This window comes from Streptomyces sp. NPDC037100 (assembly GCF_055606225.1).
The window spans coordinates 591935-613278 of the sequence record NZ_JBVJSX010000003.1 but is presented as its reverse complement, the minus strand read 5'-3'; the positions used below and the strand labels follow the sequence as shown (position 1 = coordinate 613278).

At 68.8% G+C, this 21344-nt stretch carries 20 protein-coding genes, 1 tRNA gene and 3 pseudogenes; 11 read left to right on the top strand and 13 right to left on the bottom strand.

Annotation, left to right across the window (positions count from 1 at the left end; genetic code table 11):
* Nucleotides 1-15 precede the first annotated feature (15 nt).
* Nucleotides 16-1035 carry an MraY family glycosyltransferase gene (locus ACZ7EG_RS12815; RefSeq protein ID WP_471076315.1) on the bottom strand — a complete coding sequence of 340 codons (1020 nt, stop codon included), beginning with the start codon at nucleotides 1033-1035 and terminating at the stop codon, nucleotides 16-18.
* A gap of 299 nt (nucleotides 1036-1334) precedes the next feature.
* Here ACZ7EG_RS12815 and ACZ7EG_RS12810 point away from each other — a divergent pair, with 299 nt between their 5' ends.
* On the top strand, nucleotides 1335-3656 hold the full coding sequence (locus tag ACZ7EG_RS12810) for a (Fe-S)-binding protein (protein ID WP_471076313.1): 2322 nt from the start codon (nucleotides 1335-1337) through the stop codon (nucleotides 3654-3656).
* Nucleotides 3657-3797: 141 nt separating this feature from the next.
* Here ACZ7EG_RS12810 and ACZ7EG_RS12805 read toward each other — a convergent pair whose 3' ends face one another.
* Both ACZ7EG_RS12805 and ACZ7EG_RS12800 read right to left on the bottom strand, forming a co-directional pair.
* Entirely contained in the window at nucleotides 3798-4241 is a 444-nt protein-coding gene (locus tag ACZ7EG_RS12805) for a DUF6086 family protein (RefSeq protein WP_471076310.1), read from the bottom strand.
* A 672-nt stretch (nucleotides 4242-4913) separates the two neighbouring features.
* Entirely contained in the window at nucleotides 4914-5432 is a 519-nt protein-coding gene (locus tag ACZ7EG_RS12800; protein WP_471076307.1) for a hypothetical protein, read from the bottom strand.
* Between the two features lie 502 nt (nucleotides 5433-5934).
* Between ACZ7EG_RS12800 and ACZ7EG_RS12795 the strand changes: the two genes are divergently transcribed.
* From ACZ7EG_RS12795 to ACZ7EG_RS12775, 5 genes are all read left to right on the top strand, one after another.
* Nucleotides 5935-6249 (top strand): hypothetical protein, encoded by a 315-nt coding sequence (locus tag ACZ7EG_RS12795; protein ID WP_471076304.1) that lies wholly within the window; start codon nucleotides 5935-5937, stop codon nucleotides 6247-6249.
* A 336-nt stretch (nucleotides 6250-6585) separates the two neighbouring features.
* Nucleotides 6586-7992, top strand: coding sequence for an FG-GAP-like repeat-containing protein (locus ACZ7EG_RS12790; RefSeq protein ID WP_471076301.1), 1407 nt, complete (start codon nucleotides 6586-6588; stop codon nucleotides 7990-7992).
* 35 nt (nucleotides 7993-8027) lie between these two features.
* The gene (locus ACZ7EG_RS12785) at nucleotides 8028-9452 is read left to right on the top strand and encodes an FG-GAP-like repeat-containing protein (protein ID WP_471076298.1); all 1425 of its coding nucleotides are present in this window, start codon (nucleotides 8028-8030) and stop codon (nucleotides 9450-9452) included.
* Nucleotides 9453-9492: 40 nt separating this feature from the next.
* Nucleotides 9493-9996 carry an FG-GAP repeat protein gene (locus ACZ7EG_RS12780; RefSeq protein WP_471076295.1) on the top strand — a complete coding sequence of 168 codons (504 nt, stop codon included), beginning with the start codon at nucleotides 9493-9495 and terminating at the stop codon, nucleotides 9994-9996.
* A gap of 162 nt (nucleotides 9997-10158) precedes the next feature.
* Complete coding sequence (locus tag ACZ7EG_RS12775; protein WP_471076292.1) at nucleotides 10159-11169, top strand: Yip1 family protein; 1011 nt, start codon at nucleotides 10159-10161, stop codon at nucleotides 11167-11169.
* Between the two features lie 148 nt (nucleotides 11170-11317).
* Here the strand turns inward: ACZ7EG_RS12775 and ACZ7EG_RS12770 are convergent, their stop codons facing one another.
* On the bottom strand, nucleotides 11318-11527 hold the full coding sequence (locus tag ACZ7EG_RS12770; RefSeq protein WP_471076289.1) for a hypothetical protein: 210 nt from the start codon (nucleotides 11525-11527) through the stop codon (nucleotides 11318-11320).
* Between the two features lie 300 nt (nucleotides 11528-11827).
* Here ACZ7EG_RS12770 and ACZ7EG_RS12765 point away from each other — a divergent pair, with 300 nt between their 5' ends.
* Complete coding sequence (locus ACZ7EG_RS12765) at nucleotides 11828-12607, top strand: hypothetical protein (RefSeq protein ID WP_471076286.1); 780 nt, start codon at nucleotides 11828-11830, stop codon at nucleotides 12605-12607.
* 60 nt (nucleotides 12608-12667) lie between these two features.
* On the opposite strand, the gene ACZ7EG_RS12760 is transcribed toward ACZ7EG_RS12765, so the two are convergent.
* Both ACZ7EG_RS12760 and dcd read right to left on the bottom strand, forming a co-directional pair.
* Nucleotides 12668-13177 carry a phosphoribosyltransferase gene (locus ACZ7EG_RS12760; RefSeq protein ID WP_471077072.1) on the bottom strand — a complete coding sequence of 170 codons (510 nt, stop codon included), beginning with the start codon at nucleotides 13175-13177 and terminating at the stop codon, nucleotides 12668-12670.
* A 26-nt stretch (nucleotides 13178-13203) separates the two neighbouring features.
* Nucleotides 13204-13779, bottom strand: coding sequence for a dCTP deaminase (gene dcd, locus ACZ7EG_RS12755; RefSeq protein WP_053670409.1), 576 nt, complete (start codon nucleotides 13777-13779; stop codon nucleotides 13204-13206).
* Between the two features lie 557 nt (nucleotides 13780-14336).
* Between dcd and ACZ7EG_RS12750 the strand changes: the two genes are divergently transcribed.
* A tRNA-Gly gene (locus ACZ7EG_RS12750) sits at nucleotides 14337-14410 on the top strand.
* 79 nt (nucleotides 14411-14489) lie between these two features.
* On the opposite strand, the pseudogene ACZ7EG_RS12745 reads toward ACZ7EG_RS12750, so the two are convergent.
* The 4 genes and pseudogenes from ACZ7EG_RS12745 to ACZ7EG_RS12730 all read right to left on the bottom strand — a co-directional run.
* Nucleotides 14490-15193: pseudogene (locus tag ACZ7EG_RS12745) on the bottom strand (site-specific integrase); the annotation flags it as partial.
* Nucleotides 15194-15529: 336 nt separating this feature from the next.
* The gene (locus tag ACZ7EG_RS12740; RefSeq protein ID WP_471076282.1) at nucleotides 15530-16135 is read right to left on the bottom strand and encodes a DUF6518 family protein; all 606 of its coding nucleotides are present in this window, start codon (nucleotides 16133-16135) and stop codon (nucleotides 15530-15532) included.
* 299 nt (nucleotides 16136-16434) lie between these two features.
* Nucleotides 16435-16818 carry a lactococcin 972 family bacteriocin gene (locus ACZ7EG_RS12735; protein WP_471076279.1) on the bottom strand — a complete coding sequence of 128 codons (384 nt, stop codon included), beginning with the start codon at nucleotides 16816-16818 and terminating at the stop codon, nucleotides 16435-16437.
* Nucleotides 16819-17543: 725 nt separating this feature from the next.
* Nucleotides 17544-18293 carry an SDR family NAD(P)-dependent oxidoreductase gene (locus tag ACZ7EG_RS12730; RefSeq protein ID WP_471076276.1) on the bottom strand — a complete coding sequence of 250 codons (750 nt, stop codon included), beginning with the start codon at nucleotides 18291-18293 and terminating at the stop codon, nucleotides 17544-17546.
* A gap of 124 nt (nucleotides 18294-18417) precedes the next feature.
* Here ACZ7EG_RS12730 and ACZ7EG_RS12725 point away from each other — a divergent pair, with 124 nt between their 5' ends.
* From ACZ7EG_RS12725 to ACZ7EG_RS12715, 3 genes and pseudogenes are all read left to right on the top strand, one after another.
* The gene (locus ACZ7EG_RS12725) at nucleotides 18418-18852 is read left to right on the top strand and encodes an Rrf2 family transcriptional regulator (RefSeq protein ID WP_388246105.1); all 435 of its coding nucleotides are present in this window, start codon (nucleotides 18418-18420) and stop codon (nucleotides 18850-18852) included.
* A 67-nt stretch (nucleotides 18853-18919) separates the two neighbouring features.
* A pseudogene (locus tag ACZ7EG_RS12720) lies at nucleotides 18920-19162 on the top strand (IS5/IS1182 family transposase); the annotation flags it as partial.
* Nucleotides 19066-19569, top strand: coding sequence for an IS5 family transposase (locus ACZ7EG_RS12715; RefSeq protein WP_471076272.1), 504 nt, complete (start codon nucleotides 19066-19068; stop codon nucleotides 19567-19569). The pseudogene ACZ7EG_RS12720 and the gene ACZ7EG_RS12715, both read left to right, overlap by 97 nt.
* A gap of 199 nt (nucleotides 19570-19768) precedes the next feature.
* Here ACZ7EG_RS12715 and ACZ7EG_RS12710 read toward each other — a convergent pair whose 3' ends face one another.
* The 3 genes and pseudogenes from ACZ7EG_RS12710 to ACZ7EG_RS12700 form a co-directional block, all read right to left on the bottom strand.
* The gene (locus tag ACZ7EG_RS12710; protein WP_471076269.1) at nucleotides 19769-20212 is read right to left on the bottom strand and encodes a PIN domain-containing protein; all 444 of its coding nucleotides are present in this window, start codon (nucleotides 20210-20212) and stop codon (nucleotides 19769-19771) included.
* The gene (locus ACZ7EG_RS12705; protein ID WP_471076266.1) at nucleotides 20209-20475 is read right to left on the bottom strand and encodes a ribbon-helix-helix domain-containing protein; all 267 of its coding nucleotides are present in this window, start codon (nucleotides 20473-20475) and stop codon (nucleotides 20209-20211) included. The genes ACZ7EG_RS12710 and ACZ7EG_RS12705 overlap by 4 nt, the downstream gene beginning before the upstream one ends.
* A gap of 129 nt (nucleotides 20476-20604) precedes the next feature.
* Nucleotides 20605-21074, bottom strand: a pseudogene (locus tag ACZ7EG_RS12700) (tyrosine-type recombinase/integrase); the annotation flags it as partial.
* Nucleotides 21075-21344 lie beyond the last annotated feature (270 nt).

Below are 21344 nucleotides of genomic sequence, written 5' to 3'. Positions count from 1 at the left end.
GGGCAGGCTCAACTCTTATCCGTTCCTTACGCGCAATGGCGCTCTGACCTGCGTCGATACGCTGCGTCGGGGGCCGTACACAGGGACACGCGAGAGAGTGAACACCACCACGAGCGTCCCTCCCGCCACCCACCACAGGGCGCCCGCCCCGATCCAGTCGGCATGCGCGAGTACCCCGACGAGCATCCCGGACAACGCCCCGATCCCCAGCAGCAGACTCGCCCCCGGCGCGGTCAGCCCGAGCCGCCGCAGCCGGTGCGCGAGATGGTCGGGCCCGCTGCGCGTGACACTCCGTCCGCCCAGCCGCCGCGATGCCAGCACGAGGACGACATCGGCGGCCACCACCGCGGTCAGCGCGAACAGGACACCCGCGCTCTCCCCTACCCCGAACCCGGCCCGGGCGTACACCGTCCCCACGGCGATCACGAACCCCGCGGCCATGGCCCCGCAGCCGCCCAGCGCCACCCGCGCGGGATGCCAGTTGTGAAGAAGGAAGCCGGTCAGCGCGGCGGCCAGCACGCTCATCAGCCCCGCGATCCCGTCCATCACCTCGACGGCCGCACAGGCCGCCGCCCCGAAGGCGGCGACCACTCCGACCGTACCCGCCAGCCCGTCGGCGTGATCGAGCCCCCGGAACCCGAACACCACCGCCACGACCCACACGACGGCCAGCAATCCGGTCCCCACCCCCGTCTCGCCGTACGGCACGACACACGCGGCCGCCACGGCCGTACCGGCGGCCAGTACCCGCCGCCGCAGCCGCCACACGTCACCGGCGAGCCCGAGCAGGGCGACGGCACCCGCGGCGAGGAGCACCCCCCGCGTCCCGTCGGCGGACGGCGCGACCCCCAGCCAGTCGCCGCCCCCCACGACCAGCCCGGTGACGAGCACGACGGCCAGACCCCCGGACAGCGGCACGTCCCGCTGCCGGCGCCGCTCGACCAGTCGCAGCCGCAGCGCGGGGACCCGCAGGGCGGCGGCGAACACAGCGGTGAGGACGAGGGCGGTGGCGGCGGCGGTGATCCCGTAGAGCACGGATACAAGTTAGGCGGGACTATGACATTTCGGTATGAATAACACGACGGGATGTACGACGAGATTCACGACGGGATGTACGACGGGATGCGCGACGACACACATCAGGGTCGCGACCGGATCCGGTCCGCTCCTGAGGCAACCCTCAGCGATTCAGATCACTGCCCACCCGGCTACAGTGCGGCGGAGGATGAGGGTAGTCTCAGACGGACTGCATAAGTTACCGCTTAGTAATTTCGGGGAACCTGGAATAACGACAGGTCACCCGACGAAACCCCTCGCAGGCCCGAGGAGCCCCCATGCAACTCGCCGCGATCATCGTGTCGCTGGTACTGACCGTGGTCGGCGTCGCGCTGCTCGCACGCGCGATCGGCCAGTTCGTCCGGTATTTCAAGCTGGGCCAGCCGGTCCCGGCCGGAACCCGGACCGACAACCCCTACCAGCGCAGCGTGACCCTGGTGAAGGAGTTCCTCGGCCACACGCGCATGAACCGGTGGGGCATCGTCGGCGTCGCCCACTGGTTCGTCGCCGTCGGCTTCCTGACCCTCCCGCCGACCCTCGCCCAGGCCTTCGGCCAGCTGTTCCAGGCCGACTGGGTGCTGCCGGTCATCGGTGAGTTCCTGCCGTTCGAGCTGTACATCGAGTTCATCGGCGTGATGACGATCCTGGGCATCGCGGTGCTCATCGCGATCCGCCTGCTGAACCTGCCGAGCCGCCCGGGCCGCAAGTCCCGCTTCGCCGGCTCCAAGGCCGGACAGGCCTACTTCGTCGAGTACGTCATCCTCACCATCGGCCTGGCGATCTACGTGCTGCGGGGCCTGGAGGGCGCACTGCACCACGTCGACCACTACGAGGCGTCGTACTTCGCGTCGTACCCGCTGGTGCTCGCGTTCAAGGGCCTGAGCGTCACGGCGCTGCAGAACCTCGTCTACTTCGTCGCGATGATCAAGATCGGCACCTCGTTCATCTGGATGATCGTGGTGTCGCTCAACACCAACATGGGTGTCGCCTGGCACCGCTTCCTCGCCTTCCCGAACATCTGGTTCAAGCGCGAGGCGAGCGGCGGCACGGCCCTCGGCGCGCTCCAGCCGATGACCTCGGGCGGCAAGCCGATCGACTTCACCGACCCCGGTGACGACGACGTCTTCGGTGTCTCCCAGGTCGAGCAGTACTCCTGGAAGGGCCTGCTGGACTTCTCCACCTGCACCGAGTGCGGCCGCTGCCAGTCGCAGTGCCCCGCCTGGAACACGGGCAAGCCCCTCTCCCCCAAGCTGCTGATCATGTCGCTGCGCGACCACGCGCACGCCAAGGCCCCGTACCTGCTGGCCGGCGGCGGCAAGACGATGGAGGGCGAGGAGAAGGCGTCCGAGGAGCAGCTGAAGGACGTGCCCGCGGCCGCCCTGGCGGAGGCCGAGCGCCCGCTGGTGGGCACGGCCGAGGAGAACGGCGTCATCGACCCGGACGTCCTGTGGTCCTGCACCACCTGCGGCGCCTGCGTCGAGCAGTGCCCGGTGGACATCGAGCACGTCGACCACATCGTCGACATGCGCCGCTACCAGGTGATGATCGAGAGCTCCTTCCCGTCCGAGGCGGGCACGATGCTCAAGAACCTGGAGAAGAAGGGCAACCCCTGGGGCCTGGCGAAGAAGCAGCGCCTGGAGTGGCTCAAGGAGGTCGACTTCGAGGTCCCGGTCGTCGGCAAGGACATCGAGGACCTGTCCGAGGTCGAGTACCTCTACTGGGTCGGCTGCGCCGGCGCCCTGGAGGACCGCGCGAAGAAGACCACGAAGGCCTTCGCGGAGCTCCTGCACATCGCGGGCGTCAAGTTCGCCATCATGGGCGGCGACGAGAAGTGCACCGGCGACTCCGCCCGCCGCCTCGGCAACGAGCCCCTGTTCCAGGAGCTCGGCATGGAGAACGTCATGGCGCTGAACATGGCGTTCGGCGAGGAGATGGACGAGGACGGCAAGGTCACGCCGGAGTCGGCGAAGCCGAAGTCCTCGAAGAAGATCGTCGCCACCTGCCCGCACTGCCTCAACACGCTCGGCAACGAGTACCCGCAGCTCGGCGGCGACTACGAGGTCATCCACCACACCCAGCTGCTCCAGCACCTCGTCGACGAGGGCAAGCTGATCCCGGTCACGCCGGTCGAGGGCATCATCACCTACCACGACCCGTGCTACCTGGGCCGCCACAACAAGATCTACACGCCCCCGCGCGAGATCATCGCCGCCGTTCCCGGCGTCCGCAACGAGGAGATGCACCGCCACAAGGAGCGCGGCTTCTGCTGCGGCGCCGGTGGTGCGCGGATGTGGATGGAAGAGCGCATCGGCAAGCGCATCAACAACGAGCGCGTCGACGAGGCGCTGTCGTTGAACCCCGACATCGTCTCGACGGCCTGCCCCTTCTGCCTGGTCATGCTCACCGACTCGGTCAACGGCAAGAAGAACGACGGCAAGGCGAAGGAGTCCATCCAGGTGGTGGACGTGGCGCAGCTGCTGCTGGACTCGGTGAAGACGCCGGTCCCCGCGGAGGACGAGAGCGACGGCGGTGACGACGGCGAGCCGCCGGCCGGCACGTCGGACTCGGAGAACGCGCCGGAGCCGGAGCCGGTGAAGTAGGCGCATTCCGCTGGTCGTTCCGACCCCGCGAAGCCCCCTGCCCGATGATCGGGCGGGGGGCTTCGGCGTTCCCTGCGGTGCGGAAACCGCGAGCTGCTCCAGGCTGTCGGGTCGGCGAGGGGTGGCCCTCGACGCACCGTCTCAGCGGGACATCCAGCGGTCCACCTCTCGCGCCCGGGTGTCCAACGCGGTGAGGACGGCGGCCGGCACGGTCCGAGGACCGCCGGGAACCTGCACGTCGGGCCGGACTCCACCAGCCACCTGAGCGAGCCCTGGAGGCGGGATCTCCACCTCGATTCCGGCACGCCGCGCAAGCGCGACCGCCGTCGCCACGAACCCCTCGGAGAGCGCGAGGATCACGGAGTGTGCCGTCCGGCAGTGCCAGGTGACCAAGCCGCGTGCGAACTCCGCGTACACGACCGGGTCGAGCTCGAGTGTGTCCGGGTCGCCCTCTTGCTCGTGGCCGATTCCCGAGGGCAGCCCGAGCTCCGCCTCGAAGACCTCGACCTGCCGTACGAAGAGACGGCCGGCACCGTTCGAGGGGTTCCACAGCGTCTCGTCACCGATGTCGAAGTACATGCTCATCGTCGATCCCCCTGCTCAGCCGCCCGGCACAGGGTAGAAGATCAGGCGATTGGGAGGCACCTGGATAAGACGGTGCCTTCGGGCCAAGGCCCAGACGCCGATGCCCGCTGCCCGAGTCATCGGGCGGCGGGCATCGACGCTTCGCCACTGCCGCCGTACGGGTGGCACGGGCAGCCGCAGGGGGCTGGAGCAGGATGCCGAGGGCAAAGGGGAGGGACGGGTCGCGGGTCTGACGGCAGTGGGTGTGGAGGTCCTGACAGCCGGGGCGGATGACGAGGATGCACTCGGGGGACGCGTGCTCCTGCTCCGCGGGCATCACGGGGAGAACGAACCTCGAGGCCCGTCGCCGTGTGCCTGCCCCCGGCTCTCGGCAACGCGGAGGGTGTCCCGCAGAGCCTCGGTGAGGCGCTCGGCGAGGAAGCGGAACGTGCCAGTACCGACCACCGATGGCACGTGATCAAGCAGTGTCGGCATCGATACGTGATCGGCACACAACCACCGTCCTCGGTACGGGCAGCCGGGAACAGGGTGAACCGTGCGACGGCCAGGACGTGCCGGTCTGTCACAGGGCGTGGATCACGGTGGCGGACCTGCCGTCCGCGTCGGTGGTGAGGTTGCCGACGCTGGTCCAGTGGGTGTTGGAGGACTACAGATGACCGCTTCGTGCTGGGTTCATGCCTCTTCCAGGCGTACGGCCTTCCCGAAGTCGTCGACAGCGGTCCAGTAGTGGTCGAGGCTCGTGTAGAACACTGCTGACTCCGTGGCACCGTCCGCAATGTCACCCAGTGTCATGTAGACCGTTCTGCACGCGGTGAAGACGCGATCACACGCCTCTACCACCTCGCCGCTCCGGGCATGCAAGGTGGCGACTTGGCCGGTGTGGCGGAAGGGGCCGAGAACCTCCCGCAGGCGCGCTCGGTGTTCTTCGATGCGCGCTCGGCGTAATCCTGGGTCTTCGGTTCTCAAGATCGAAGGGGTCTGGCGATACTCGACCCCCATGAGGTGAGCCTGTTCAAGGAAGGCGAGATAGGACGCCCGCCTGACCTCCCGCCGACGTGCCTCGTCCTGAGCCGCCGCGGAGATCTCAGCCTGTAGCCGTGCCGCACGCGTATGGCCGCGACTGGTGACCCAGCTCGCGAGTACTGCCGTGGCACCCGTCAGCCCTGCGATCCACAGTCCGATGTCCCCCACGTCAGCCGAGTGTGAGGCCTGGCGACCAAACAGAACAGCCTTCTTACCCGACAAGCCATGGGGCAACATGCCGGGACAGCAGTCGTCGAACAGCCGTCTCCGAGCACAGAGCAGCCGTGTCCGGCGGGGCGTCGTCCCGCCGGACACGGCGTGCGATGAGTTTCGGGCGCACGTCGTGATCCAGGGCGACCGGGTACTGCACCTGCGCTACCGGGTCCGCAGCCAGTGGCCATGACGAACCTGGACGCCAGGCAGGACGCCACCGGTCGCAGGCAACCGTGACGGACCAGGAAGGGCGGGCAGCCGAGTGACCACCGCGCCCCTCCCGCGGCACCCCGGAAGTCAACCGAACTCACGTACAACCCTTACGCGCCTCCGCAGGTCTCTTGATCGCCGACCGGCCGTGAACCTCCGGACAACTCCCGGCGAACACGGACGGTCCGGCCCTCCATCGACTGTGGATGTCCGCCAGGCATCCCCCGCATGCAGCAGGAGACCCCGCATGCAGCAGCACGAGCGCCTCGCCGGGCGCCGTCCCGCACCCTCACACCCGCCCCGGCGCCCCCGCGTGCGGCTCGCCCTTGCGAAGAGCGACAGGCTCGGCGCGGACGTGAAGCTCGACGACGTCACCGGCCACGGCCGCGCCGACGCACTGGCCGGCTCGTTCGAGAACGACGGCGACGGCGACGGCGCGGTCCTCTGCCTGCCGTCCGACGGCACGAAGATCACCGCCGCCGGTTCGCGCACCGTCTCCCCCGGCGACCCGGGCCCCCCGACGACGGGCCACCCGAACCTCGGCGCGAACTTCACCGACTGAGGCCCCGGCGAACACCCCACTCCCACGGGGGTCAGCCACCCAGGCCGACACCCCACTCCCGCGAGGGTCAGCCACCCAGGCCGACTCCCGCGAGGGTCAGCCACCCAGGCCGACGCCCCACTCCCGCGAGTGGAACCACCCCGGCGAACAACCGGCCCCACGGGTGGAGCCGCCCCCCGGCGAACAACCCAGCCGCCGCCACCGGCCAAGCCTCCACCCCCCGCACCGACAGACCCGCCCCGCACCCTTCCGGGGCCGAGCTTCCCAGGCCCGGCCCCCTCCCCTCCCGGGGCCGAGCTTTCCAGGCCCGGCCCCCTCCCCTCCCGGAGCCCCGCCTTGCGCAAACGCACCCTCCTGCTGGCCGCCGCCCTCACCACCGGCCTCCTCTCCGCCACCCCCGCCACCGCCGCCCCCTCCGGACTCGCCGGGGACTTCAACGGCGACGGTTACCGGGACATCGCGGCCGGCGCGGCGTGCACCACCGTCGGCTCGGCCTCCTGCGCCGGTGCCGTCGTCGTGCTGTACGGCTCGGCGTCCGGCGTGTCGGCCACCCGCAAGGCCGTCATCACCCAGAACTCCACGGGCGTGCCCGGCACCGCCGAGTCGGGCGACCTGTTCGGCGCCTCCCTGGCCACCGGTGACCTTGACCGCGACGGCTACTCCGACCTCGTGGTCGGCGCCACCGGCGAGAGCGTGGGTGACCGGGACGCCGTCGGCTCCGGCACGGTCCTGTGGGGCAGCAAGTCCGGCCTGACCAGCGGCAAGGGCCTGCCGCAGCCGAGCACGCTCGCCGAGTACGGCGGCTTCTCCCAGGGCATCGCCACCGGCGACTTCGACGGCGACGGCGACACCGACGTCACGCTCACCGGCCAGAGCCACACCCGCCTCTACCAGGGCCCCTTCACCCGCACCGGCGGCCCGCTGACCCACACCCGGGTCGGAGAGCTCGGCACCACCTTCGAGGTGATCGCGGGCGACCTCACCGGCGACGGCGCGGCGGAACGCGTCTACCCGTTCACCGTGGACGGCGACCCCGGCGGCGAGATCCTCTACTTCCGCTGGAACGGCACGACGCACAAGATGGCCGAGCTGCCGAACGCCGACGGCACCCAGGGCACGATCGGCGACATCAACCGCGACGGCTACGGCGACCTCGTCCTGGGCGACTCCGGGGACCCGTACGAGCTCAAGCCCGGCGGCCACGTGGGCGGCCAGATCACCGTCTGGTACGGCGGCCCGAACGGCCCCGACCCGGCGCAGCAGCCGGCCGTCATCCACCAGGACACGGAGGGCGTGCCCGGCGCGGGCGAGCCGGACGACGGTTTCGGCACGTCCCTGAGCACCGGCGACATCAACGGCGACGGGTACGCCGACGTGGCGGTCGCCGCCCCGGGCGAGGACATCGGCTCGGCGAACAACGCGGGCTCGGTGACTGTGCTGTTCGGCTCCGCGTCCGGCCTCAGGACGAGCAGCGGCGTGAAGTCGTACACCCAGGACACCGCCGGTGTGCCCGGTTCCGCCGAGTCCTGGGACCGGTTCGGATCCGCGGTCGACCTGACCGACGTGACCAAGGACGGCAAGGCGGACCTGTCCGTCGGCGTCGACGGCGAGAACTCCACGGGCGGCCTGTGGTTCCTGCGCGGCTCCGCCTCCGGCCTGACCACCAGCGGCGCACAGGGCATCACCACCACCGCCGTCGCCCTCAAGTCCGGCCTCAACTTCGGCCTCGCCATCGCCCAGTGACGCCCCGTCGACCCTCCTGTGAGGCACGTACCCCCATGCGCACCCGTATCGCTTCCACCGTCCTCGCCGCGGCCCTGACCCCGCTCGCGCTCGGTCTGTCCGTCCCGGCCGCGCACGCCGCGACGGCCGCCGCCCCCTACGACTTCAACGGCGACGGCCGCACCGACCTCGCGATCGGCGCGCCGGGCGCCACGGTCGCCGGGCAGGCGCGGGCGGGTGCCGTGTCCGTGGTCTACGGCAGCACGAGCGGCCCGAAGAGCTCCACGCGGACCCTGCTGACGCAGAACACGGCCGGGATACCGGGCGCCGCCGAGGCCGACGACGCGTTCGGCTCCGCCCTCGCCTCCGCCGACCTGAACACCGACGGCTACGCCGACCTGCTGGTCGGCACGCCCGGAGAGGACGGCAGCGACAGCAACGACGGCACGGTCGCCATCGTCCGGGGCTCGGCGTCCGGCCTGTCCGGCGCCCGTACGCTGTTCAGCTTCTTCAGCACCGACTACGACCGCTACGGCCGGGCCCTGGCCGCGGGCGACTTCGACGGCGACGGGGACGTGGACGTCGCGGTCGGTTCCACCGGCCCGGTCACCCTCTCCCTCGTGAACGGCCCGATCACCAGAACCAGCGCTGCGAACGGCGGTTCGGGCTCAGGCAGCGACTGGTGGTCGTCCTCCGACGGCATCACCCACCTCTCCTCAGGCGACGTCACCGGCGACGGCCACCCCCGCGTGGTCCTGCACGGCCGCGCCGCGCACGACGGCGCCGCCACCACCTCCCTCGCCGACATGAAGATCAGCAACTACGTCGACTGGCTGCAGAAGCTGCCCGCCGGGTTCGTCTCCGCCGTCGGCGACATCGACGGCGACGGCCACGACGACATCGCCGTGGGGAACGACCGGGAGGTCTCCGCCGACCCCGAGGGCGCCCTCGGCGGCAAGGTCACCGTCGTCTACGGCGGGCCCGACGGCCGCGACAGCGGCCGGGCCCCGCTCGTCCTCACCCAGGACACCGCCGGTGTCCCCGGCGCCGCCGAGAAGGGCGACCGCTTCGGCAGCGACGTCTCCCTCGGCGACGTCAACGGCGACGGATACGCCGACCTGGCGATCGGCACCGCGGGCGAGAACGGCTCCGCCGGCGCCGTCACCGTGCTGTACGGCTCGGCGTCCGGCCTGACCACCAAGGGCGCCACGTCGTACAGCCAGGACACCGCCGGTGTGCCCGGCGCCTCGGAGCAGGGCGACCGGTTCGGCGAGCGCGTCACGCTCACCGACCACACCGGCGACCGCCGCGCCGACCTGTCCGTCTCCGCGCCGGGCGAGAACGCCGGCGACGGTGCGATCTGGTCCCTGCGCGCCACGGCGACCGGCCCGACGGCGTCCGGCTCGACGAGCTTCGGCCCGGGCACGACGGGCATCTCGACGGCCGGCAGCCCGGGCTACGGCACCGCGCTCAACTCCTGACCACCATCACTTCCGACCCAGCAACCCGACGGGGATCACGATGCGCAAGCGCACCATCCTCCTGGTCACGGCCCTCACCACCGGCCTGCTCACGGCGCTGCCCACGACCACGGCCATCGCCGCCCCCGGCACCGGCCCGACCGCCGACTTCAACGGCGACGGCTACGCGGACCTCGCGGTCGGCGTGCCGCACGAGGACGTCGACGGCAAGGAGGACCAGGGCGGGTTCCACGTCTTCCGCGGTGGCTCCGGCGGCCTCAGCGGCGCGCGTTCCTCGTGGATCGCCCAGACGGTGCTCGGCCCGGCCGACTCCGGCTCCGACTCCGACTTCGGCTCCGCCTCCGACTCCGGCTCCGGCTCCGGCTCCGGCTCCGGCTCCGGCTCCGGCTACACCGTCCGCCCGCGCGACCTGACCGCCGACGGCAAGGCCGACCTGGCGGTGGGCGCGGCGAGCGGCGCGCTGCTCATGCGCGGTACGAGCACGGTCCCGGCGAAGACCGGCGTGATCACCCTGCCGGAACTGGGCGGCACCCTTCCCGACTGACACCGGCCGAGCGGACCCCGGCGCATCCGCCGGGGCCCGCTCCGGCGGACCCGGGGCGAGGCCCGTACAGCCTGCCGGGGCCCGCTCCGGCGGACAGGGTCGAGGCCCGTACGGCCGAACCCTGACACCCCACGGACGCCCAAAGCCCCTTCCCCTTAAGGGATGTCACAGCTCGGCCGCAAAGCCGGGCCCGGAAGCCCGGGCCCGGCACACCACCGCCGGGGACCAGGTACGTTCGAAGACGTGGCTGGATTCAGGATCGGACGCGGCCGGAACAACGGCGCTCCTCAGACGCGACCGCACAACCCTCCGTACGGGCAGCAGACGCCGCCGGGACCGCCGTACGGCTCCCCGCCGGCGCCGCAGCCGTACCCGCGGCAGCAGCCTTACGGCAACGGCGGCGGCCCCACGTGGCCGCAGTCGAACGCCGCACAGGGCGGCGGCTACGGCGGCCAGGGTGAGCCGGAGTACTTCGGCGACGGCGCGTACCCGCCCGGCCCGCAGGGTCCGGCCGACCCGTACGCGGCGAACAACCCGGGCCACACCCAGGCCTTCTCGGTCGGCGACGACCCCTACACCCAGGGCGACACCTACCGTGCCGGCTCGGCGGCCCCGGCGCCCGGCCCGGTCGGCCCGCGTCTGCACTGGAAGGCCCTGCTCCGGGGGATCGTCCTCGCGCCCAACCAGACGTTCCTCCAGATGCGGGACTACTCGATGTGGGGCCCGGCCCTCGTCGTCACGTTCCTCTACGGCCTGCTCGCCGTCTTCGGCTTCGACGGCGCCCGCAACGACGCGATAAACGCCACACTGTCGAACGCGGTGCCGATCGTCCTGACGACGGCCGTCGCGATGGTGCTCAGCGCGTTCGTCCTGGGCGTGGTCACCCACACCCTGGCCCGCCAGCTCGGCGGCGACGGCGCCTGGCAGCCCACGGTCGGCCTGTCCATGCTGATCATGTCGCTCACGGACGCGCCCCGCCTGGTCTTCGCGATGTTCGCAGGCGGCGACGCGACGTTCGTCCAGCTCCTGGGCTGGGCCACCTGGGTCGCGGGCGGCGTCCTGCTGACCCTCATGGTGGGCCGCTCCCACGACCTGCCCTGGCCGAAGGCGCTGGGCGCGTCGGCGATCCAGCTGATCGCGCTGCTGTCGATCGTGAAGCTGGGCACGGTCTGAGATTTCCGCAGACGCGAGAAGAGGGGCACCCCGCGGGGTGCCCCTCTTCTCGCGTCAGGGGTGATGCGCACTGCTCACCACGCGGAGGCGGTGGGACGTGAACCCACGGTGACATCGCTGCCACGACGGTTTTCGAGAACGCACTGGATCACGAGTAGAAGTTCTTCCAGTAGTCCTCGTGACTCACCGAGAAGTCGGCCGGCCTCTCGCGGCGCAGCTGCTCGTAGCGCGTCGCATAAGCGTCGAGCGCCTCGTGCACCGAACACCCGAGGTGGTCTCGTAGCTCCTTGATGCCCAGGATGATGCGCCCGGCGAAGATCTCGTCGTCCGCCACACCTGTGTCGTCGTCGAGGTCCATGCGGAGATCGAACCGAAGATCCTCGCCCCGGTCAACAGAGCAGCGGCTCAGAGCGCTTCCTTGTTCACCTTCGGCGCCTCGCCGGACTGATGTACCGGAGGCAGGACACTCCAGTCGTTGTGGCCTGGGGTGAACGTCCAGTAACGGGGCTCTCCGGAGGTCGGATCCGTACGGCTCGGCGTCGCTTCCCGCTACGAGAGCAGCCGATCGTGATGCAGAGTCGGATCCACGTCTCTGATACTCGGGACGTTCCGCAGGCTTGCTGCCCCTCGAGGCAGCACTTGGGATCAGGGAGACAGTTTGCTGGCGAATCTGCTGCCGGGCCTTCGCGACGTCCGAGCCCCGCTCTCGACGGGCTGCATCTGGCTCCTGACGCTATGGCTGATCTTGGAGGATCAGGTACCGACGCCTCAGCAGGCTCACGGTGTCTGGGCTTCCCTGTATCGCCTCGGCGGCTTGATAGGTCCCGCTGGAGTGCTCGCCTCCGGAGCCTTCCTCGCCTATCTCATCGGCGCCATGCTGGCCGTCCGAGTAGTCACTGTGAACGCGAGGGAAGCGCCGAAGGCCATGGCATTCCGGGGCGGCAGGACAGCTCTCGTCCCTCGGGTGTCACGTTTTGCGTACGACGACTTGGTCAGCTTCCTGCACAACCAGGATCGGCTACCCCAACCAGAACCGGACGGCACGGCGGCCGTGAGCCCGGAGCGTGAGCGCGGCGCACGCCTCGTGGCCAACCTGACCGTTCGAGACATCCTTGGGGAGACGCGCCAGCTTCGCACGAAGCTGCTGATTGCCAACTACGACTTGTTCAACGAGTACGACCGAGCGGTGGCTGAGGCAGAGTTCCGCAAGAACGTCGCCTACGCTCTCCTGGGGCTGACGGCCGCGCTCAGTTGGTTGCAATCACCTTGGTGGGCACTCCTCCTGCTCGTTTCCGCCCGGCTCTACGTCGCCGGCGTGGGAAGCGAGCGAGCAGCCAACGACGTCATCGTCCAGTCCGTGGTGGCGGGCCTCATCACCCCGTTCTCCATCACTGGTGCCGCGGGTGTGCCCGCTGTTCCCACAGGGCTGAGCCAGTAGAGGGGCGAGAATTCTCGGGCCCGGCTGCGTACTCAGTACCCCAGCCACCACGTGGCGATCCTAGAGCGCCTCCTTGTTCGGCTTGGCGATCTCCCCTGACTTATGTACTGGAGGCAGGGCACTCCACGGGAAGTTGATCCAGTCGTCGGTGCGCTTCCACACGTACTCGCACTTCACGAGCGACTGCGACTTCTCGTAGACGACGGCGCTGCGCACCTCGGCAACGGTGTCGAGGCAGAAGTCGCGGACCAGCTTGAGCGTCTTGCCGGTATCGGCGACGTCGTCGGTGATCAGCACCTTCTTCTGCGAGAAGTCGATCACGTTCGGCACGGGCGCGAGCATGACGGGCATCTCGAGGGTCGTCCCCACACCGGTGTAGAACTCCACGTTCACCAGGTGGATGTTCTTGCAGTCGAGGGCATAGGCGAGCCCGCCGGCCACGAAGACGCCGCCGCGGGCGATGCTGAGGACTATGTCGGGCTCGTAGCCGTCGTCGGCGATGGCCTGCGCGAGCTCGCGGACGGCGACGCCGAACGTCTCGTAGGTCAGGTTCTCGCACACGTCACCCATGCCTGCCGCGCTCACGTTCGGGTCGCTCACACCTGGGTCCGGTGGAAGTTGAGGAAGGACCGGGAGGCGGTCGGCCCGCGCTGCCCCTGGTACCGGGACCCGTACCGCTCGCTGCCGTACGGGAAGTCGGCGGGCGAGCTCAGCTTGAACATGCACAGCTGCCCGATCTTCATGCCCGGCCAGAGCTTGATGGGCAGGGTGGCGAGGTTGGACAGCTCCAGGGTCACGTGCCCGCTGAACCCGGGGTCGATGAAGCCGGCCGTCGAATGCGTGACGAGCCCCAGGCGGCCCAGCGAGCTCTTGCCCTCGAGCCGGGAGGCGAGATCGTCGGGCAGCGTGATGACCTCGTAGGTGCTGGCGAGGACGAACTCCCCGGGGTGCAGGATGAACGGCTCGTCGCCCTCCGGCTCCACGAGCCGGGTCAGGTCGGCCTGCTCGATGGCGGGGTCGATGTGCGGGTACCGGTGATTCTCGAACACCCGGAAGTAGCGGTCCAGCCGCACATCGATGCTCGACGGCTGCACCATCGCGTCGTCATACGGATCGATCCGCACCCGTCCGGCGTCGATCTCGGCCCGGATGTCCTTGTCTGAGAGAAGCACGCCCCGAGGATACGCAAGGCGCGCGGAGCGACCACAACCGGACGTCTCCACGCGCCTTGTGCCTTGCTGTCTGCTGTGTCCGTCACCTGCCGCCACGGCTGCTGCCGCCGCAGATGTCGCCGCCGCTACCGCTTCTGATGGCTGACGGGCACCACGCTCCGGAGCCGCGCACATCGCGGGCACCGAAGCAGCCGCCCGGGGCCGAGCCGCTCGGCCTGCTGCATCGGGAACGAAGCGGTGCTGAACACGTGCCCATCGGCACAACGGACGACGGTGCGCTCCATCAAGTCCAAGAGTCCCTTCCCCAAGAGCCGCGTCTGGCTGTCGCTTGCCTGACGACAAAAGCCACAGTACGGGATCAAAGGGACGGCCTTACAGGCGGCACTCCGGTCCCGCCCGGGCCCTCTTACGCCCCTCCACCGTACGCCCCAACTCCGTTCCCCCGCAGCCGCATCCCATCCCTGAAACGCCCTCAGGCCCCACGACGCGAACGCCGGAGGCCTGAGATGAGGTACAGTGAGCGAGCATTCGGACACCGACCCGGATCGGCGTCTTACGCGGGTGTAGTTTAATGGTAGAACATCAGCTTCCCAAGCTGAGAGCGCGAGTTCGATTCTCGTCACCCGCTCCATGCGAAACCCCCAGGTCAGAGACCCGGGGGTTCTTTGTTGTCTAGACCGGTGAGCCGGTCGCGCACCACAACCGCACCATTAGCTCTCGGCAGCCTCCTCACTGTGGTGCGCGGGGTCGTCCGTGTGGCACTTCGCACGCTCGGCCCGCACCAGGTCGTCGAGCCCGGCGGCCACCTCCCGCTGCCGCTCCTCGTCGGAGTGCTGATAGATCAGCGCGGCCTTCTCGGAGGACTGCCCGGCACGGACCATCGTGTCCTTGAGGGTGGCGCCCTTCTCCCCTACGAAGACCAGACCATCCGGCCCCTTCTCGGCGTACCAAGCGAGGTGCCGCTTCACCTCCTTGTGCAGGAAGGCCGGGAGGACGACCGTGCGAACGCCCGCATCGGACTTGGTCTCGCCGGGAGCGCGTCTGCGTTCGTCCGCTCGGGCTCGGCCACGCGGACACGGATGACGAGGTCGTCCAGGTCGACGTCTCGGCGGCGAAGGCCGGCCAGCTCCTCCGGCCGCATCGGACCGTACGCGCCCAGGTAGACCATGAGGCGCCAGCGGATGCCGATCGCGTCGGCGAGGGCATCGACCTGGGCGACGGTGGCGATACGACGTTCGGCGGCTGACTCCTTGCCCGCGCCCTTGATGCGGCACGGATTGCGGCTGATCAGGTCGTCGTCCACGGCCGTCTCCAGGATGGCCGTGAGGGTGCGATACGCCTTGGCTACGGCCGTCTTGGCTCCGGTGGTGGTGCGGAGTCGCTCCGCTCGCCACTCGCGGACACGGGGAGCGGATCACCGCAGTACGACGCTCCCTTGTGGCGCATCACAGCCACTTGTCGGGTCTCAGGTGATGCTTGACGGTTCGGCGTCGGGTGATGCTTGACGTCTGTCCTAGACGATCTTTCGTCTGCTGTACTCCCCGGATTTGCGGACGACCACCCCCTTGGTGGTGGTGCGGGTCCCGCCCGGGGAGCCTCAACAGGGCCTCCGGCTAAACCGATTCGGGCGACGACATGGGGCTTCCGCAAGCTTGCAAGAAAGGGTGACGCCTTCACCGCGAGGTTCGCGGGGTGAACGCAACCACCACTCGACTGGACAGGACCTCCAAGAACACCGAACGAGCCGGGCTCAGTGCTGGACTGGACGGATAGCACGAGCCGACCTTGCCCTAACCTCTTGTACTGCCAGGACGACGATGACAGCCACGGCGACGAGGCGGGTGACATTCCATGTCGCGCTGGCGACTACGCCCTGGGAAGAGGCCTCGAAACTGAGGCGCATCGAGGTTTCCGTTAACGCTATCAACGGAATCAGCACTCGAAAGGCGAGCCCAAGAAGGCCAGCGTTCCGCCCCAAGTTCCCTGCCAAGCCGAGGAGGAGGCCCAGAATTACGGCTGCCACACCCCAGAACAAGGTCTTCGATAGGAATCCAGCCCAGTAGATGTGTGTACCCTGCGAGGGGTCATCCAGGTTCACCCACTCCCGGTACTCCCCCTGCGCAAGTTTGGTCACATAATAGGTGATAACGGCAACAGTGAGGGCGGATGCGGCCGCAACTGCGGACCTGAACCGGGATCTGGTCGCGAAGCCCACGCAGAAGGCCAGGGCGGCCCAGGACCAGCCTGCCGCCAGGACAAGGTGGAGCGAGTTGATTACAGGAACTTCGACCGCCCCAAGGAGCGGGGCGCCAATGCCGAGTGCTACGCCAGCCCATAGGGCGACTGCAGTCGACATGACGCCAGAACGTGAAGGGGACACGGGATTCGCGTGAGTCCTTTGCGTAAGCAGACCCTAGGGGCAGCGGTCAGGTGCTTCTGGGGCGAACATTGAAATGACCTTCTCAAGGCTCCCCTCGTTCTCACCTGAGCTGTTTAGGTAGAAACAGAGGCCGCAGCGCCCCCTGCTAGTCCTGGCGGTAGGAGAACGGCCGAAACTGCGAGCAGTCGAACCGAGCGCGCCACTGCGGCCCTTGAAACGTCCACCACCCTCGAAGGGGATACCGAGGGCATGACATTCGAAGTGTTCCCTAGGGACTAGTCAGTGACGCCCCAGTATGCGTAGCACGTGAAGGCGCCGCCTCCGACCTTGCTAGCCTTGGCCGTCTTGCCAGCTTTCTCGCCAACCTTGAGGCTACCGTTACCAATCTTGGCGGTCGCATTGTGCAACTTCGAACCGTGGAAGTAGTACGAGTAGCACCGCTTACCGTCGGCCACCAGCTCAGTACCGTAGGTCCAAGTGCCGCCGCCCACGTCCTTGGTGGTCGCCGGGGCCACCAGAGAATTCGGATCGACCTTGATCTCGACCATGCCCCACTCTTTGACGTCGCCCAGCTCCTTGGGCGGCTGCGGCGTTGCGCCGCTGGCCGGCGAAGCGAGAGCGCCAGCGACAACAGCTGCGCTCGCAGCGACCACAGTCATTGATCGACGCAAGAACCTCATGAACTTTACATCCCCTCCGTTGATGTTCCCATATGGGCTCACGAAGGCAGATCATCGGTGATGCGAGCCTGCTATGCGAGTGAGATTCGAAGGGAGCGTCCGAAAAACACTACTCACACTTTGCCCACATTGGGCGCTTTTACCATCTGTGCACTACGGTTTCCACAGCGATATAGCGGAAATATGCCCTCCCGGGAAGGGGGGCGAGTCACGAAGATCCAGGACTTGATCTCGATCTTCGACCTGATTTGATCGCTCGCGGACTACCTGTTTATTACCATTCATTGCGAGTTCACCATGAAAGAGCGAATCTTCCTGAAGGTGTGGGGAACAGCGGGGAATCACGGTGAAAGCGGCCCAGCCTGAGGAGGCGGCAAGCGGGGGCGTTCCTCCAGGTCGTTGCCCGGCCAGGCATCGAATGCTCGCAGCTTCCCAAGCTGAGAGCGCGAGTTCGATTCTCGTCACCCGCTCTTATGGAGCCCCAGGTCAGCGGCCTGGGGCTTGTTTCTTTTGGGGAGCTGGTGCTGCGTTTAGCGCGTACCTCTGCACGCCGAGATTGGGCACGCAGAGGGCACGCGCGCCTTGGAGCTCGTAACACGATCACGATCCGGGCTTCTTGAGGCGTGTCCACGCACACGCGGGTCGTTGGCGGTGCGCGCCCCGAAGGCGCGATGTCCTTCGGAGCGCGCGGCAGGGGTTCGGGTTCAGGCGTTGTAGCCGCCGTGGGCGTCCAGCACTGCGCCCGTGACGTACGACGCGGCGGGGCTCGCCAGGAAGGCGATCGCCGCGGCGATTTCGTCGGGGTGCCCCATGCGTTGCAGGGACAGCGAGCTGACCAGGGCCTTGAGGGTCTCGGGGTCCGGCGGTTGCATGCCGCCCTCCATCAGTCCCGCCTCCACGACGTTGGCCGTGATGTTCCGGGGCCCCAGGTCGCGTGCGACGCCCATGGTGTACCTCTCGATCCCGGACTTGGTCGCCGAGTAGTCGGCAAGGCCGGGGGCGCCGACCCGGGAGCCCAGTCCGGAACTCACTGTGATGATGCGGCCGCCCGCGCGCAGCACTCGGGAGGCGGCCCGGATGACCGCGATCACGCCAAGGTAGTTGGTGGCGTGCATCCGGTCCAGTGCGGCGGTGTCGGCATCCGGGTCGTCCACCGTGCCAGCCACGGAGATCGCCGCGTTGTTGACGAGGATGTCCAGGCCGCCGAAGTGCGCGACCACGTCGTCGATCAGCACCGGCGCCCGGCTCGTGTCCGCCTGGTCGGACTGGAAGGCGACGGCCTTGGCTCCCTTGCCGTGCACCTCGTCGACGACGGCCTGCGCCTGTTTCTCGGAGCTGACGTAGGTGAAGGCGACGTCGGCGCCCTGCTCGGCCAGCAGTCGTACGGTCGCGGCTCCCAGTCCGCGCGACCCCCCGGTGACCAGGGCGACTTTGCCCGTGAGTGGCTTGCTCATTCTTCTCACCTCGTTGATTTGACCCTTCCCGACAGTCGCAACGTTAATTGTTACGACAGACTGTTGCAACCTTCACTGTTACGACTGCCGTAATATGAAGCGTCGCGGCCGAGAGGAGGAGTCCATGAGCGCCAACAGCAGGCTGACCATCGCCGCCCACGCGCTGGCCTGGATCGGCCTCTACCAGCGCCAGGGCCATGAGGTGGCCACCTCCGAGCAGATCGCGACCAGCGCGAACACCAACCCAGTGGTGATCAGACGGCTGCTCGGCGAGCTGCGCAGGGCCGGGCTCGTGGAGTCCCGGCGGGGCGTGGGCGCGGGCTGGTCGCTGGCACGCGAGCTGGAGTCGATGACCCTGCTCGACGTGTACGAGGCAGTGGAACCCGGCCCGCTGTTCGCAATGCACCGCACCACCCCGGATCAGGGATGCGTGGTGGGTCACGGCATCCAGCCGGCGATGCAGAGCATCTACGAGGGCATCGAGAAGACCCTGAGACACGAGCTGGCCCGCGTCACGCTCGCGAACGTACTCCGGGACGTACTCGCGGCACCTCGCTAGCCTCCCCGTTACGCCCTGACATCACCAAGACCCCCATCCATGCCCAGGCCGGCGAACAGCCTGGCAACTCCTGCCGCTGGAGCTGGGATTCGGCTCGGGACAGACCTGCTGGCGGCGCCTGGACCGCTGGCAGCAGGCCGGAGTCTTCGACCAACTGCACCGCATCCTGCTCGCCGAGCTGAACGCGGCCGGCGAACTCGACTGGTCCCGCGCGTGCGTGGACGGCTCCCACATCCGCGCGAAAAAGGGGGCGCCGACACCGGTGCGTCGCCGGTCGACCGCCGCAAGACGGGCAGCAAACACCACCTGATCTGCGACGGACGCGGCACCCCGCTCGAGGTCATCACCACGGCGGCCAACGTCAACGACGTCACCCAGACCCTCGCCCTGGTCGATGGCATCCCGCCCGTGGCCGGACGGCCCGGGCGGCCACGCCGCCGCCCCGACTCGCTCCTCGGTGACAAGGGCTACGACTCCAACCCCGCCCGCCGGGAGTTGCGCAAGCGGCGGATCCTGCCGGTCATCTCCCGCAAGGGCGCCCCGAACATCAAGGGCCTGGGCAAACTCCGTTACGTCGTGGAGCAGACCCTCGCCCTGCTCCACCAGTTCAAACGCCTTGCCGTCCGTTGGGAACGCCGAACCGAACTCCACGACGCCTTCGTCTCGTTGGCCTGCAGCCTCATCTGCTGGAGACGCCTCAAGAAGGCCCACCCATGATCGTGTTACGAGCTCTTGGGAGGGTGCCCCAACCACGCCACAGCGTGGCGCTGACCTGAACTTTCACGTAGATGAGCCGGAGGCGAGCCCTCAGCCCGCTGCCCGCGGATGAGGGCGATAACCGTCCTGCACGTGCTCCATCGTGGGCGGTGCACAAGCCCCTTGTGGGAGCGGGCATTTGACCGCCGAGGGTCTTGTGTCAGAGCGGGAAGTCGTCGGGGAGAACCCGGAACGCCTTGTAGCGGCCCAACGGGCGTACGGCTCGGAAGTCTCGTCGGTCGAGGGTGAGAATCGCGTCCGTGTCGTAGTCGGCGGCAAGCGCCACGTTCACCGCGTCGGCGAGGTCGAGGTCCAGGGTGCGGTAGCGGACACGGACGGACTGGGCGGCGCCCAGGTGGTCCTCCGTGATCTCCGGCATGACGACACGACCCCGGCTCATCCAGCGCCGCAGATCGTCGACCGCGCTGAGGGCAGCCTCCCTGCCGAGCTCACGCGTCGCCACGTGATCCAGTTCGGCCAGCAGGAGCGGGGACATGACCAGCAGGCCAGCCGCCATGATCGCCTCGTTCGCCGCCCGGTGTTCCGGATGAGCCGAGTCCAGGGCCGCCAGAAGGCCGGACGCGTCGGCGATGACAATGATCACGCGGCGGATCCGGAGCCAGAGTCGGTCTCACGCCGGACGGCCTCGGCGACCGTGTCCCGGACCTCCGACTTGGACGGCGTGCGCCCCGGCCCCTCGAAGGTGCGGGAGAACAGCGGCTCGTCCCAGACCCGGTTCGCCATGGCCGCGAGGTGGATGCCCTGACGGATGATCTCGGCCTCGCTTATACCCCGGCGCTTGGCGGCCTCCTTGATGATCGCCAGGTCCTCGGGGTCGGCGTAGACGTTGGTGCGCTTCATGGGCATGTACCAAGAGTAGTCCATGTACCGGATTGGTGTATCCGGCGCACTTCCCCATGTTCCGTCGCGGAGGACCAGCCGAGCCGACCTCACAGGCCCTGTCCGGGTGCCAGGGTGTTCCTGGGCAGGCCCAGGTCAAAAACCTGGGCCGTTTTGCTGTCCACTGTGCTCAGTCGGCGGTGTCAGAGCCGTGCCAGAACGCTGATCGCCGGGGTCGGCGGCTGGCTCTTCTGGCACCGCAGCACCTTCCTGCCGGCGCTCGTCATCGCGGTGCCGGCAGATCAGCGCGGCCTTCTCGGAGGACCGCCCGGCACGGACCATCGTGTCCTTGAGGGTGGCACCGGAGCGCGTGGACAGCGTTTGACCGGTGACGCAAGGTCGTAGAACCGGAAGCACTCGGGCATGCCGACGATCTCCCGCACCTTCCGCACCTTCCGGCCGAAGGTGCCGCGGCGGAAGGGAGCACCTTGCCCGCCGACGGAGAGCAGCCCATCGCGGCCCGGCTCGGCGTACGACTCCAGGCGCCAACGGTGCTCGCGGCGGAGGAAGGCGGGAAGAATCACAGTGCCCGCCCCGGACTTGGTGTCGCCCTGGACGCGGCGCCCCTTTCATACGCTCCGGCTCGGCGAGTTCATACGCTCCGGCTCGGCGAGTTCATACGCTCCGGCTCGGCGAGGCGGACTCAGACGCGCAGGTTGTCGAGGTCGATGTCCCTGCGGCGAAGGCCGGCCGGCTCTTCCGGCCGCATCGGACCGTACGCGCCGAGGGAGGCCGACATGGCGAGTTCCGTCGGCGGGGGCGAATCAGGCAGTCGTGTCCACGGCACCCGCGGGGGAAGGCTATGTCGGGTTGGCACTCGTCGGGAGGGTGCCAGT